This window comes from Streptomyces lancefieldiae, from assembly GCF_031845825.1.
Lineage (GTDB): Bacteria > Actinomycetota > Actinomycetes > Streptomycetales > Streptomycetaceae > Streptomyces > Streptomyces lancefieldiae.
The window spans coordinates 1-14,104 of sequence record NZ_JAVRFH010000052.1 but is presented as its reverse complement, the minus strand read 5'-3'; the positions used below and the strand labels follow the sequence as shown (position 1 = coordinate 14,104).

12 protein-coding genes are annotated in these 14,104 nt (G+C 72.4%); 5 read left to right on the top strand and 7 right to left on the bottom strand.

The genetic code is table 11. The features are described from left to right. Window positions 1-100: 100 nt before the first annotated feature. Entirely contained in the window at window positions 101-727 is a 627-nt protein-coding gene (locus RM812_RS33455) for a dihydrofolate reductase family protein (protein WP_311581309.1), read from the bottom strand. A gap of 223 nt (window positions 728-950) precedes the next feature. Between RM812_RS33455 and RM812_RS33450 the strand changes: the two genes are divergently transcribed. Then, window positions 951-1,730, top strand: a complete 780-nt coding sequence (locus RM812_RS33450; RefSeq protein WP_311581306.1) for an SDR family NAD(P)-dependent oxidoreductase — start codon at window positions 951-953, stop codon at window positions 1,728-1,730. Between the two features lie 119 nt (window positions 1,731-1,849). Here RM812_RS33450 and alc read toward each other — a convergent pair whose 3' ends face one another. Together alc and allB are read right to left on the bottom strand one after the other, a co-directional pair. Further along, window positions 1,850-2,989 carry an allantoicase gene (alc, locus tag RM812_RS33445; protein WP_311581303.1) on the bottom strand — a complete coding sequence of 380 codons (1,140 nt, stop codon included), beginning with the start codon at window positions 2,987-2,989 and terminating at the stop codon, window positions 1,850-1,852. Window positions 2,990-3,053: 64 nt separating this feature from the next. Further along, window positions 3,054-4,391 carry an allantoinase AllB gene (allB, locus tag RM812_RS33440; RefSeq protein ID WP_311581300.1) on the bottom strand — a complete coding sequence of 446 codons (1,338 nt, stop codon included), beginning with the start codon at window positions 4,389-4,391 and terminating at the stop codon, window positions 3,054-3,056. Window positions 4,392-4,624: 233 nt separating this feature from the next. On the opposite strand from allB, the gene allR reads away from it, so the two are divergent. After that, window positions 4,625-5,428: an allantoin degradation transcriptional regulator AllR gene (allR, locus tag RM812_RS33435; RefSeq protein ID WP_311581297.1), complete on the top strand. Its 804-nt coding sequence runs from the start codon at window positions 4,625-4,627 to the stop codon at window positions 5,426-5,428. Between the two features lie 21 nt (window positions 5,429-5,449). Here the strand turns inward: allR and RM812_RS33430 are convergent, their stop codons facing one another. After that, window positions 5,450-5,764, bottom strand: coding sequence for a DUF5955 family protein (locus RM812_RS33430; RefSeq protein WP_311581294.1), 315 nt, complete (start codon window positions 5,762-5,764; stop codon window positions 5,450-5,452). Window positions 5,765-5,963: 199 nt separating this feature from the next. Here RM812_RS33430 and RM812_RS33425 point away from each other — a divergent pair, with 199 nt between their 5' ends. Beyond that, a complete protein-coding gene (locus RM812_RS33425; RefSeq protein WP_311581291.1) occupies window positions 5,964-6,563 on the top strand; it encodes a nucleotidyltransferase family protein in 600 nt (199 codons plus the stop codon). A gap of 184 nt (window positions 6,564-6,747) precedes the next feature. Then, window positions 6,748-8,370, top strand: coding sequence for a malate synthase A (aceB, locus tag RM812_RS33420; RefSeq protein WP_311581288.1), 1,623 nt, complete (start codon window positions 6,748-6,750; stop codon window positions 8,368-8,370). 79 nt (window positions 8,371-8,449) lie between these two features. Here the strand turns inward: aceB and RM812_RS33415 are convergent, their stop codons facing one another. From RM812_RS33415 to RM812_RS33405, 3 genes are all read right to left on the bottom strand, one after another. Further along, complete coding sequence (locus RM812_RS33415; protein WP_311581285.1) at window positions 8,450-9,364, bottom strand: HipA family kinase; 915 nt, start codon at window positions 9,362-9,364, stop codon at window positions 8,450-8,452. A gap of 384 nt (window positions 9,365-9,748) precedes the next feature. Continuing rightward, a complete protein-coding gene (locus RM812_RS33410; protein WP_311581282.1) occupies window positions 9,749-10,390 on the bottom strand; it encodes a hypothetical protein in 642 nt (213 codons plus the stop codon). Window positions 10,391-11,007: 617 nt separating this feature from the next. Next, window positions 11,008-12,564: an IucA/IucC family protein gene (locus tag RM812_RS33405; protein ID WP_311581279.1), complete on the bottom strand. Its 1,557-nt coding sequence runs from the start codon at window positions 12,562-12,564 to the stop codon at window positions 11,008-11,010. 101 nt (window positions 12,565-12,665) lie between these two features. Here RM812_RS33405 and RM812_RS33400 point away from each other — a divergent pair. After that, the coding region (locus tag RM812_RS33400) for an IucA/IucC family protein (RefSeq protein WP_311581276.1) at window positions 12,666-14,104 on the top strand (1,439 nt) is incomplete at its 3' end.

Sequence of the window (14,104 nt, the reverse complement as noted above, 5' to 3'; positions counted from 1 at the left end):
GTTTCCCGGTACGTCATATGAGTTTTCGGCGAGTTCACCTGCCACCTGCCGCCGGCCCCCGGCTCTGTCCGGGGGCCGACGGGACACGAGCCCGGTACGGTCAGGCGTTCTCCGGCAGCTCGAACGAGCCGTACTCGGGGCGTCCGGCCAGGTCGTACGACTGGATGGAGACGCCCGCGGCCGTGACGCGCCCGCCGGTGTGCCGGAAGGCGGTCGGCAGGGCGCCCTGAGCGAAGAGGCGGCGCCCGGCGCCGAGCACCACGGGGAAGGCCGACAGGTGGACGGTGTCGACGAGGCCGAGCGCCAGCAGGGACTGCGCGAGGGCTCCGCTGCCGTGCACCTGGAGTTCCCCGTCGATGCGCTCCTTCAGCGCGGTGACCTCCCGGGCGAGGTCACCGTCGAGCACGGTCGTGCCCGCCCAGCCCGGGTCGGTGAGGGTGCTGGAGGCGACGTACTTCGGCAGACCGTTCAGCTTGGACGCGATGGGGTGGGCGGGGTCGGTGATCTTCGGCCAGTAGGAGGCGAAGATCTCGTAGGTTCGGCGGCCGAGGAGGAACGCGCCGACGCGGTCGAAGACCTCGTCGACGAAGCGGCCGAAGTCCTCGTCCGCGTAAGGGACGGTCCAGCCGCCCTGGTCGAAGCCGTCCCGGGTGTCCTCCTGGGGTCCGCCGGGGGCCTGGTGGACCCCGTCGAGGGTGACCATGGCGGTGAGAACGAGCCTGCCCATGTCGGGTGCCTGCTTTCCGGTGTTCGAGATCCGGTGCCGTCGGACTGTTCGGCGTGCCCGGTGTCCGATTTGTCAGGTTGTTCGAGTTGTTCGAGATGCTCGGGTTGTTCGGTTTGCTGCGTGTTGTCATCGGTGGGGACTCCGTCGGCGTCGGCGACTCATCGGTCAGGTCGACGTCCGTTCACCGCCAGCGTGCGCGGGCCCGGCCCGCTGGGATGGACTCATGACGAACACGGACACGAACACGAACTCACTCGCGCACTCCTCCGCGCCGCTGGCCGGCCGGACGGCCCTGGTGACCGGCGGCAGCCGCGGCATCGGTGCGGCGACCGCGGTGCGGCTGGCGCGGGAGGGGGCGGACGTCGCCCTCACCTATGTGAACGGCAAGGACGCGGCCGAGGACGTCGTACGGGCCGTCGAGGCGCTGGGACGCCGGGCGGTGGCCCTGCGGGCGGACTCCGCCGACGCGGCGGAGGCGGCGGGCGCGGTGGAGCGGGCGGCACAGGCGCTCGGGGGCGGCCCCGACGTGCTGGTCAACAACGTCGGCCTGGGTCTGCTGGGCCCGCTGGAGAGCCTGTCGCTCGCCGATGTGGACCGGCTGCTGGCCGTGAACGTCCGCGGTGTCTTCCTGACCTCGCAGGCGGCCGCGTCCCGCATGGCGCAGGGCGGCCGGATCATCACCGTCGGCACCTGCATGACCCAGCGGGTGCCCGGCCCCGGCGGCACGCTGTACGCGATGAGCAAGTCGGCGCTGATCGGGCTGACCAAGGCCCTGGCCAGGGAGCTGGGCCCGCGCGGGATCACGGCGAACATCGTCCACCCGGGGCCGATCGACACCGACATGAACCCGGCGGACGGCCCCTACGCCGACGGACAGGCGGCCATGACGGCGCTCGGCCGCTTCGGCACGGCCGACGAGGTGGCGTCGACGGTGGCGTACCTGGCGGGCGCCTCGTACGTCACCGGCGCGGAGTACGCGGTGGACGGCGGCCACGCGGCGTAGCGACCCGCCGGTCCCCCGCGCGCGGGGCGGCTCCCGCGCGGGGGACGCCGGACTCCCACGCGCGCGGGGCGCACCGGTGCTGTCCGACCGGTGCGCCCCGCGGGTTCACGGGCGGTGGATCAGCCGCCCAGTTCCTGGTGGCGAGCGGCCAGGTGGGTCGCGCCGTCCTCCGTCAGGGAGCCGAACAGGCGCAGGCGGGAGATGCCGCCGTCGGGGAAGATGTCGACGCGCGCGTGGGTGCCGACGGCCGCCTCGGGCAGCACGAAGCGGTGGTTGGTGTCGGGCTGGAGGCGGGTGCGCGGCAGGACCTCGCGCCACTCACCGGACCCCTCCCCGTCGGCGTCCTTCACGGACACCGACGCCCAGCCGGCCGAGTTGCCCTTCAGGTAGGCCGTGTCGATCTCGATCGCGCGGATCTGCGCGCGGTCCACGAGCCGGTAGCGGATCCAGTCGTTGCCCTGGTCGCGGCGGCGGCGGGTCTCCCAGCCGTCGTCCATCTTGCGGGAGCGGCCCGGCTGGATGGTGTTGGTGGCCGGGGAGTAGAAGAGGTTGGAGGCGTCCTCGACCTGGCCGCCGTTCTCCAGGGCGACCATGTCGAAGGTGCCGAGGGCCGCGAGCCACGCCGGGTCCGGGACGACCTCGCCGTACACGCGCAGACGGGCGATGCCTCCGTCGGGGTGCTGCCGCAGGCGCAGGTGGGTGAAGCGCTGCTCGGCGGTGACGGCGAAGCCGTTGGCCGCGTGGCCGCCTACGGGGGTGCGCGGGACGAGGGTCGTCCACTTCACGTCGTCCGCGAGCAGTTCCTCGGGCGACGGAGAGCCCTCGACCGAGGCACCCTCCACGGAGACGGCCTGCGGGTAGTTGCCCCGGAAGTGGGCGGTGTCGACGACGATGCCGCGGATCACGCCGGGGGCGCCGAGGCGGATCAGCGCCCAGTCGTGGTCGTCCTCGGTGGGCCAGGGGTGCTCGGCCGACGCGCCGCGGCGCCGGCGGGTCTCCCAGCCGTCCATGACCTTGCCCTTGTGCCCGAAGTGCTCGGGGTCGAACTCGGCGCGCTCGGGCACCAGCAGGTTCTCGCGCTGCGCGAAGAACTCGTCGTTGGCGGCGACGACACCGGCGCCCAGTCGCCGGTCGGCGAGGTTGGCGTACTGGGTGAAGGGGAGGTCGGCGGTGCGGTAGTCCGCGTACGGGTCGCCGCCTCCGTAGGGGTTCGCGTCGCCGGTGAAGCTGGCCAACGAGGAGTTCTGCTGGGCCGTCACGGTGATCAGGTGTTCCTTTCGGGGTCGTTCGACGTGAGGGGGATGGATCAGAGGTCCGGACGCGTCAGGTCCGGGTGAGGAGCTGTCCCTTCGGCTCGGTGAACGCGCCGTCCGCCACGATGCGCCGGCCGCGCAGCCAGGTGGACTTCACGACGCCGTACAGGGTCTTGCCCGCGTACGCCGTGACGCGGTTGCGGTGCTGGAGGGCGGCCGGGTCGACGGTGAACGTCTCGTCGGGGGCGAGGACCGCGAAGTCGGCGTCGTGCCCCGGCGCGATGGCGCCCTTGCGGGCGTCGAGCCCCACCAGCCGTGCCGTGTGCGTCGACATCCAGCGCACGACGTCCTCCAGGCCCAGGCCGCGCTCGCGGGCCGCGGTCCACATGGCCGGCAGGCTGAGCTGGAGGCCGGCGATGCCGCCCCAGGCGGTGGCGAAGTCGTCGGTCTTGAGGTCGGCGGTGGACGGCGAGTGGTCGGTGACCACGCAGTCGATCGTGCCGTCCGCCAGTGCCTGCCAGAGGAGGTCCTGGTTGGCGGCCTCGCGGATGGGCGGGCAGCACTTGAACTCGCTCGCGCCGTCCGGCACCTCCTCGGCGGTGAGGGTGAGGTAGTGGGGGCAGGTCTCCACGGTGAGGCGGACGCCCTCGGCGCGGGCCTCCGCTATCAGCGGCAGGGCGTCGCTGGAGGACAGGTGGAGCACGTGCACGCGCGCGTCGAGCCGCTTCGCCTGTTCGACGAGGGCCGCGATCGCGGTGTCCTCGGCGTCGCGCGGGCGGCTGGCGAGGAAGTGGGAGTACTTCGGTCCGCCCTGCTGCGGGGCCGCGGCCAGGTGGTGCGGATCCTCGGCGTGCACGATCAGCAGGCCGTCGAAGGCGGCGATCTCCGCCAGCGACCGGGCGAGCTGGTCCTGGTCGAGGTGCGGGAACTCGTCGACGCCCGAGGGCGACAGGAAGGCCTTGAAGCCGAAGACCCCGGCCTCGTGCAGCGGTCGCAGGTCCTTGACGTTGTCGGGCAGCGCGCCGCCCCAGAAACCGACGTCGATGTGGGCCTTGTCCTCGGCGACCTGCCGCTTGGTGCGCAGGTGGTCGACCGTGGTGGTCGGTGGGAGGGAGTTGAGCGGCATGTCGACCAGGGTGGTGATGCCGCCGGCCGCCGCGGCGCGCGTGGCGGTCCAGAAGCCCTCCCACTCGGTGCGGCCGGGGTCGTTCACGTGCACATGGGTGTCGACCAGGCCGGGCAGGACGACGTGGTCACCGACGTCCTCCAGCCGGGCGCCCGCCGGGACGGGGGCGTCGTACGGCAGGACGGCCGTGATCCTCTCGCCGGTCACCGCGATCGACGCGGCGCGCGTCCCCTCGGGAGTGATGACGCGCGTCGAGCGCAGCACCAGTTCAGCTTCGGACACCCGAACCCCTCTCTCGCCTCCGATTTCAACGTTCTGTTGAAGGAGTCTTCATTCCCGGTTCCGCGTCGTCAAGAGGCACCCTTTGGGTGGGCATGACCGACGAACCCGCTCTGGACGTTTCCACAAAGCGGAATTAGGATTCCAGCAAGCAGAACGTAGCTACGTACAAGCCGGGAGTCAACCGGCCTCCGGGTACGCTTCTTTCCTCCCGCCAGCCCCGAAAGGAACGTGCCGTGCCGACGTCCAGCGCCAGCACCACCGACTCCGCCAGGTCCGCCACCGGTGGCGTCCAGTCCCTGGAGCGCGCCTTCGACCTGCTCGAACGGATGGCGGACGCGGGCGGCGAGGTCGGCCTGAGCGAGCTCTCCGCGAGCAGCGGGCTGCCGCTGCCGACCATTCACCGCCTGATGCGCACGCTCGTGGCCTGCGGATACGTACGTCAGCAGCCCAACCGCCGGTATGCCCTCGGCCCGCGTCTGATCCGGCTCGGCGAGTCCGCCGCCCGGCTGCTCGGCACCTGGGCCCGCCCGCACCTGGCCCGCCTGGTCGAGGAGACCGGCGAGACGGCGAACATGGCGCTGCTCGACGGGGACGAGATCGTCTACGTCGCACAGGTGCCGTCCAAGCACTCGATGCGCATGTTCACCGAGGTCGGCCGGCGGGTCCTGCCGCACTCCACGGGTGTCGGCAAGGCGCTGCTCGCGGACTTCCCGGCGGACGAGGTGCGGGCCCTGCTGGGCCGCACCGGCATGCCGGCCGCGACCGACAAGACGATCACCACGCCCGACGGCTTCATCGCGGCGCTGGAGGACGTGCGTCGCCAGGGCTACGCGATCGACGACAACGAGCAGGAGATCGGCGTCCGCTGCCTGGCCGTCTCCGTGCCCAACTCCCCCACCGCGGCGGCCATCTCCATCTCCGGCCCGGCCGGCCGGGTCACGGAGGCCGCCACCGACCGGATCGTGCCGTTGCTCCAGCAGGTGGCGGCGGAGCTGTCGGAGGCGCTGCTGACCTCCAACGGCAACCCGGCCGCGTAGCCCGCGCCCCCGCGGCAGGGCTCAGCGGCGCGGCGGGTCGCCGAAGAGCTCCACGGCGTGACGGACCTCCGTCAGCCCTTTCGAGAGGGCGCTGACGGAGCCGATCGCGCCGACTATCAGCAGCAGCGAGCGGTGCAGTCGCGGCATCTCGGGGACACCGTGCGCCGTCATCGCGGCGAGGTCGGCCAGTTCTTCCTCGGCTGCCGCCCGGTCCGGGAAGTCGACGGGCAACAGGGCGAGTTGGCGGCGCAACCGGGACACCGCGGTCCGCAGTGCCGCCACCCTCACGTCCTCGTCGCCGACGGTCACGTGTCTCTGCCCCGCGCTCCGCAACACAGCCCTCCCCCTCACACCCCGTTGTGCGCCCCTGCATGGTGAACGTGCCGAAGGCCCCTGCGCGCCGGTCGGGCACCCGGGGACGCGGGCCAGTAAACGCCACCCGCCGCCGGGCGCGCCACCGGGCGGAGGGAAATTCAGCCCCATGAAACCCCGCGCACGCCGGGGTGTTTGCCGGGCGGTCCGGTATGCAGGACGCATGACGGACAACGAAGACCAGGTAGCGGGGCTGCTGCTCGCCGCCGGGGGCGGCCGGCGGCTCGGCGGACGGCCCAAGGCGCTGCTCGAACACCGCGGACATCCGCTCGTCGAACACGCGACCGCCGTGTTGCGCGCGGCCGGGTGCGCGCGCGTGCACGTCGTCCTGGGGGCGCGGGCCGAGGCCGTACGGGCGCGGGCCGCGCTGGACGGCTGCGTCCTCGTCGACAACCCCGACTGGGAGCAGGGCATGGGCTCGTCCCTGCGGGCCGGGCTCGCCTCGCTGGCCGGAACCGGGGCGCGGGCGGCACTGGTCTCGCTGGTCGACCAGCCCGGCATCGGCACGGAGGCCATGGCCCGGGTGCTCGCCCGGTACCGGGACGAGACGTCGCTCGTCTCGGCGGCGTACGCGGGAGTGCGCGGACACCCCGTCCTGCTCGGCGCCGCCCACTGGGCGGGCGTCACGGCGACTGCCACCGGGGACCGGGGGGCACGCGCCTACCTGAGAGGGCACGAGGCGCAGATCACGCTCGTGGAGTGCGGGGACGTGGCGCGCCCGTACGACATCGACACCGAGGCCGACCTGGTCCACCTTGAGTGAGGGGGATGGCACCGAGCGCCACCTTCCCTCGACTCAGAGAATCTCGACATCAACAAACCATTGAAGTTCCACGATGAGGAAACTACTATCCACTGACCAGAAGCACCCGGCCGCACATCGGGTGCGCAATGCCCCATACGTGCCCGTTGGCACCCGGTGCCACCGCTGAAGGAAGTGACAGCTCATGTCCGCACCAGCGCCGTCCCCGCTGGCCATCGTCGACGCCGAGCCCCTGCCCCGGCAGGAGGAGGTCCTCACCGATGCGGCGCTCGCCTTCGTGGCCGAGCTGCACCGGCGGTTCACGCCCCGGCGTGACGAACTCCTCGCCCGCCGTGCGGAGCGCCGCGCCGAGATCGCCCGCACCTCCTCGCTCGACTTCCTCCCTGAGACCGCCGCCATCCGCGCGGACGACTCCTGGAAGGTGGCCCCGGCCCCGGCCGCGCTGAACGACCGCCGGGTGGAGATCACCGGCCCGACCGACCGCAAGATGACCATCAACGCGCTCAACTCGGGCGCGAAGGTCTGGCTCGCGGACTTCGAGGACGCCTCCGCGCCGACCTGGGAGAACGTCGTCCTCGGCCAGCTCAACCTGACCGCGGCCTACACCCGCACCATCGACTTCACCGACGAGCGCACCGGCAAGTCGTACGCCCTGCGCCCGAACGAGGAGCTGGCGACGGTCGTCATGCGCCCGCGCGGCTGGCACCTCGACGAGCGCCACCTCCAGGTCGACGGCCGCCCGGTCCCCGGCGCCCTGGTCGACTTCGGCCTGTACTTCTTCCACAACGCCCAGCGTCTGCTGGACCTCGGCAAGGGCCCGTACTTCTACCTGCCGAAGACGGAGTCGCACCTGGAGGCCCGCCTCTGGAACGAGGTCTTCGTCTTCGCCCAGGACTACGTCGGCATCCCGCAGGGCACCGTCCGCGCCACCGTCCTGATCGAGACGATCACGGCCGCGTACGAGATGGAGGAGATCCTCTACGAGCTGCGCGACCACGCCTCCGGGTTGAACGCGGGCCGCTGGGACTACCTGTTCTCCATCGTCAAGAACTTCCGGGACGGCGGCGCCAAGTTCGTCCTGCCGGACCGCAACGCGGTGACGATGACCGCCCCCTTCATGCGCGCCTACACCGAACTCCTCGTCCGCACCTGCCACAAGCGCGGCGCGCACGCGATCGGCGGCATGGCGGCGTTCATCCCGTCCCGTCGGGACGCCGAGGTCAACAAGGTCGCCTTCGAGAAGGTCCGCGCCGACAAGGACCGCGAGGCCGGCGACGGCTTCGACGGCTCCTGGGTCGCCCACCCCGACCTGGTCCCGATCGCCATGGAGTCCTTCGACAAGGTGCTCGGCGACAAGCCCAACCAGAAGGACCGGCTGCGCGAGGACGTGGACGTCAGGGCCGCCGACCTGATCGCCGTCGACTCCCTGGACGCCAAGCCGACGTACGCGGGTCTGGTCAACGCCGTCCAGGTCGGCATCCGCTACATCGAGGCGTGGCTGCGCGGCCTCGGCGCGGTGGCCATCTTCAACCTGATGGAGGACGCGGCCACCGCCGAGATCTCCCGTTCGCAGATCTGGCAGTGGATCAACGCGAAGGTCGTCCTCGACAACGGCGAGCAGGTCACCGCCGAGCTGGCCCGCAAGGTCGCCGCCGAGGAACTGGCGAACATCCGCGCCGAGATCGGCGACGAGGCCTTCGCGGCCGGCAACTGGCAGCAGGCCCACGACCTGCTGCTGACGGTCTCCCTCGACGAGGACTACGCCGACTTCCTGACGCTGCCGGCGTACGAGCAGCTGAAGGGCTGACACCCGGCGCTCCGCTGCCCCGCTCGCGCCCCCGGTACCGCACGGCACCGGGGGCGCGGCCGTGCGCCGCCCCCGTACGTCAGCCCAGGTGCACGGACCAGTCCTGTTCGGCGGGCGGCTTGCCGTGCAGGTCCGGGACGCGTTTCAGCCAGTCGGGACGGCCTCGCTGGGTGCGCGCCGCCCGGGCGGCGTTCTCGGCGGCGAGTTCCTCACGGCTCGGGAAGTCGGTGGGCAGCCAGTCCCTGGAGGCCCGTACGCGCGCGTGCAGGTACCCGGCGTAGGCGGCGCGGACCTCGTCCGGCGTGTCGAAGCCGGCCTCGCAGGTCAGCCAGGCCTCCGGCACCCGCGCCACCACGTCGCGCAGCAGCTCCTCGGTCACCTTCGGCGCCAGCTCGGCGTCGGCGGCCCGCACGTCGGGCGCGTAGTGGCCGAGGGCGTGGTGGCGGAAGTCGTACGCCTTCTGCGGCGCGGAGATGTCCCAGCGGTGGTGGAAGACCAGGGCCGCTCCGTGGTCGATCAGCCACAGGCGCGGGGGCGCGGTGCCGAAGGTGGGCCAGACCATGAGGTTGGAGCTGTGCACCGTGCGGTCGACGTTCGCGGTGAGGGCGTCCAGCCAGACGATGCGGCCGGCCTCCCTCGCGTCCACCGGGAACGTCTTCGCGACGTCGGGCGTGAAGTCGGCGCCGCCCGACAGGTAGTCCATGCCGAGGTTGAGCCCGGCGCTGGCGTTCAGCAGGTCCCGCACCTCCTGGTGCGGTTCGTCGGTGGCGATCGCCGGGTCGAAGTGGGCGAGGACCAGCTCCGGCACCCGAAGCCCCAGCTCACGGGCCAGCTCCCCCACGACCACCTCGGCGACCAGCGCCTTGCGGCCCTGCGCGGAGCCGGTGAACTTGACGACGTAGGTGCCCAGGTCGCCTGCCTCGACGACGGCGGGGACGGAGCCGCCAGTGTGCAGGGGTTTGATATAGCGGGTCGCTACGACCTCTCTCAACACTTTCCCAGGCCACCCATCTCTTCAGCCTTACAATCCACGGACGACTTTTCCGGGGTGTAGAGGCGGGAATCACCGGTCAACGGCGCTGGGGAGAATCTGGGGAGCTTCGGCCGGCGAGCCGATCCCCCGCTCCCCAAGCAGACCGCCGATGGTGCCGCGCCCCTTGCTGCCAGCTTCCGGCATAAGTCAGCATAGTAACCGAGGGTGATCGCCGCGGAGGAGTGTCCGAGCCACTCGCCCTCCCCTGGAAGCACCCGGCCCGCGAACAGGAGCCCGACCGATGAAGCGCCCCTGCCGTCGCTGTGGCCGGCCGCGCCCCCGGCGCCATCACTGGGACGCCCCCGAGCACCCAGAAGGGCAAGACCCGCCGCGTCTGCTGTCGGATCAGCTCACCGGTGCGCCACACGACGCAGTCCGCCTTACCGTCGCCATACGTGTGAACCCCCCGGTCCCGTAGTTGTTCGCCTCATACAGGGTGTACGCCCCGTTGGGGTTGCTCCCCGGCTTCCCGTTCTCCCACCACCAGGTCCTCTGCGAATGATCCGTGTAGCCGAGCATCGCGACAAAGAGGTGATCCGGAGGCGGTTGCCGTTTCCAGCCGGCCTCGGCGGGCAGGGCAGGGGTCGGGTTTTCCGCGTCGACCTGCTGGTCGGCCGTGTATTTCCAGGTGTCAGGGTCGAAGACCATTTCGGAGCAGGGCGGGAGATCGAACGGTCTCAGCGAGTAGTAGACGCGTAGTTCCACCTTGTCCTCGATGTCATCGCCGTCGTACTCGTCGTCGTCCTTGTCGTCGATCGTCGCCTCGATGACCATCTCGACGGACAGCACCGGATCAGGGGTCGGGTTCGCCAGATGCAGTTGGACACCGCCGTCCGCTGCGTACTCGACCCACGTGCCGACCCGCGACGCCTGGTCGAGGCGCTTCCGCTCGGCGTCCTCGCGGGACTGTCCCAGTTGGTCACGCGAGACCATGGCGCCGTAGTAGGTCGCCACACCGGTGAACATGAGCGTGCCGATACCGGCCACGACCCCCATCACGGTGCCGAGCCGAACCCAGTCCGTGCGATGCCACAGGGAGACACGTGCCGCAGGCTCCTGAAGTCGCGTTCCGCGGCGTACGACATGCGGAGCGGATCGTTGTCGCGCCAGTCGCACCCTCGCCCGACGCTGGTTGCTCGTGTTGCTCACGCTCTTCCTTCCGTGTCGCAGACGAAGACGGCACCTTTGTATGGAGGGACCGTGTTCCGTGCTCCACGGTTGCCGCGAAGCAGACGACACATGGGGGACCGAAGCATGTGGGCGGGGATGACACGGGATCACGGATCGCCGTCGGGGAGTTCGGCCGGGGTGAGCGGGGGGCAGCCGCGGGGGCTTCAGCGGCGCGGCCGAGGCTGGGGCGGTAGCGGTGGTCCCTCACCACCGAGAGACATCCGGAGCCGGCCTCGCGCCGATGTCGGCCCCGTCGCGCGGTAGCTCCAGATGCCTGGTGCAGCCGTGCTGCCTGGCGGCTGGAGGGGCTCGACACCGCAGCCCGCAAGGGCGGGCACGGCGCCCGGCCGCCGGTCATCACCGACGACATGCCGCACACCGTGCTGCGGCGCGGGCGGCGAGTCCGTTGAGCAGATCCAGCAGGCCGCCGGCGGTCACGGTCCGAGCAGTGGGTTGGGCAGCGGACGGTAGCGGGAGGCGGCGCCGTCCGCGCCGGTCCAGCGCAGCAGGAGGTTGGTCTTGGCGGGGAGGGTGGGCGAGGCCAGGAGCGCCGGGATCTCGGGGAGGTCGTGGCGGGCGAGGGCTCGGCGGACGGCGGGCCAGGGGTCGAGGCCGGGGTGGTGCTCTGCGAGGGCCCCGGCGATCTCCAGCAGGTGGTTGACGACCAGGCAGTACACGAGCCGCTCCCAGCCCGCCGCCCGCGAGACGTCCGGGAGCAGCTTGACGCCCTCCGCGTCCCGGAACAGGGCCTGCACCGGTGTGCCGGCGCCGTCCACGGCGACCAGCGTGTTCTGCAGATGCGCCTCCAGGACGACGCCGTCGTCGGCGAAAGCGGACAGCACGGGCGGGACGACCGCGGCGAGGTACGCCTCCCACCAGGCCGCCGGGTCCGTGGTGTCCTCCAGCGGGTTGCCCGGGAAGCCCTCCACGAGGGCGGCGGCGAGGAGCGGGGTCGCGCCGGGCAGGACCCGGTCCCGCAGTCCGTCGCGGACGACGACGGCCAGTTCCTCGAAGGCGAAGTCCGCGGTGCGGTGGCCACGGTCGCCGAGCCAGGCCGCCGGGGACCCGATGGTGTCGAAGGCCTCGGTGACCGCCGTGTCGGTGCGGCGCAGTTTCAGCAGGTCGTGGCGCCACAGGCGGCGGATGTCGTTGGTGATGCGCACGTCGAGGCTGAACTTCAGGAACAGGTCGCGCCCCGGAAGGTACTCGGGGGCGTACACCGTGCGGATCGCGGCCGTCGGCCAGGTGGGGAAGCCGGTCGTGCCCAGCCGGACGAGGCGGCCGTCGGCGAAGGCGGGGGCCAGGGTGGACGCCGTCAGATCGAGCTGCCAGGGGTGGGCCGGCAGCAGACGGTAGCCGGGCGGGGCCTCGCCGAGGGCGTCCAGGGCGGCGGTGTCGCCCTCCTCGACGACCGTGTCCGCGCGCACGGCGAGCAGCGTCAGCGGGAAGCGGGCGTACGCCTCGGGCGCGTACGGCAGCCAGTCGGCGTGCGGGCCACCGCCGCGCGCCTTGGGGGCGGGGTGGTGGGTGTGGCCGGTGAGGAGGGACTGCTCGGAGCGCAGATACGGCTCCTCGGGCGGGGTCGCCCGCGCGCGTGCCGTCAGCAGCGCCGCCACCGCGTCCCGGCTGTCGGCCATCTCGGTGGGCAGTTCGTGGTTGGCCAGGCCGGTGTACCGGCGCAGTTCCTCGGCGACCAGTTTCACCAGTTCGGTGTGGCCGACGCGGTACCAGCCGCCGTTCGTCGCGTGGACCTCGGGCTCGGCGGGCCGCCGGCCCCCGCGCACGCGCAGGAGGCGGCCGCCGGGCAGCCGGTACACCGGCCGGTCGCCGGGGACCGGCAGCGGTTCGGCCACCTCCCGCAGCAGGCAGTTCAGCAGCGGCACCGCCGCGCAGGCGTCGGCGCGTTCGGCGACGTCGTCCCGGAAGGCGGCGTCGTCCCGGAAGGCGGCGACGGCGCCGGTGGGCGGGGGCAGGCGATCCACGCGTTCCACTCGTTCCCTACGGTCTGTCCATGGCGAGATGGCGGGACGATCAGTATGTCTGTCGTCGCCCCTCCACCGTGACGTCCCACTCGTACCCGAGGAGCCCGCCCGTGCATCGTCCCCCCAGCGCAGAGGCCGAGGTCGCCGACGAGTTGGCGGCCGTCCGTCCCGGTCTGGTCGCCCGGTTCACGGCCGAGCTGCCCGGCGCCCGCGCGGCCGTGCTGTCCCGGCTGTGGCGTGCGCTCGCCCATGAACCGCTGCCCTGGATCGCGGGCCGGGACCCCGTCCGGGACGGACTCGTCCTGCGCCTTCGGGACGGCCGCCGGCTGACCGGTCCGGCCGCCGACCCGTACCGCACGGACGCCCATGTCCGCGTCCTACGGCTGGACAAGGCGGCGTACGACGATCCTGCGCGGCTGGTGACGGACCTCGCCGTACCGCACTCGGCGGGGTTCGCCGCCGAACTCGGGCACAGTGTCGCGTCGTTGGCACTGTCGCGGGCGGGGCGGGAGAATCACCCGGACGAGTGGCCGGACCGTGACTGGGCCTGGGAGCAGCGGGTGGTCGACGGGCACCCGTACCACCCCAACTGCCGTTCCCGGCCGGGCTTCTCGGTGGCGGAGCAGCTGGCGTACGGGCCCGAGCACCGTCCGGTGGTGGGGCTGGGCCTGGTGCCGGTGCCGGCGGCCGAGTGCCTGGTGACGGGGGTGTGGTCGCGGGAACTGCGGGACGGGGCGAAGGTGCTGCTGCCCGTGCATCCGTGGCAGGCCGCGCACGTGCTCAAGCGGTCGTGCGACGAGCGGCTCGCCGCGCATCCGCTGATGTCCCTGCGGACGCTCGCCGTGCCCGGCGGGCCGCACATCAAGACCGCGCTGAGCACCCGGCTGACGTCCTCGGTGCGGGACATCTCGGTCGCCTCGATCGCCGCGTCGGCGACCCTGTCGTCCCTCGGGGAGGCGCTGGCGGCGCGCACGGACGGCCTGCTCCACGTGACCCGCGCGCTGGGCGCGGCCACCGCCCACTCCCCCGACCTGGCCGCCGTACTGCGCGAGTCGCCGCGGGTGTACGCGGCCCCCGGCGAGCACGTCGTGCCGGTGGCCGCGCTGGCGACCACCGAGCTGCCCCGCTCCCCGGGGTGGCTGGCCGCGTTCGCCCGTCTCGCGCTCACCGTCGGACTGCGCGCGCTGGAGCTGGGGGTGGCTCTGGAGGCGCACGGGCAGAACCTCCTCGTCGTGCTGTCCCCGGCGGGCGATCCACTGCGCCTGGTCTACCGCGACCTGGCCGACATCCGGGTCGGCCCGGCCCGCCTCGCCCACCACGGCGTCCCGGTCCCCGAGCTGCCCTCCCGCATCCTCACCGACGACGCCACCGCGCTGCGCCGCAAGCTGTTCGGGTCGCTGGTGGGGGGCGCGCTGGCGTCGGTCGCGGGCTCGGGACCGGTGCTGGGCGCGGCACTGGAGGAGGCCGTACGGGGCCTGCCGCGCACCGGGGACCTGCGCGCGCTGTGCGCGGCGCCGCTGCCGGTGAAGGCGTTGACGGTGATGCGGCT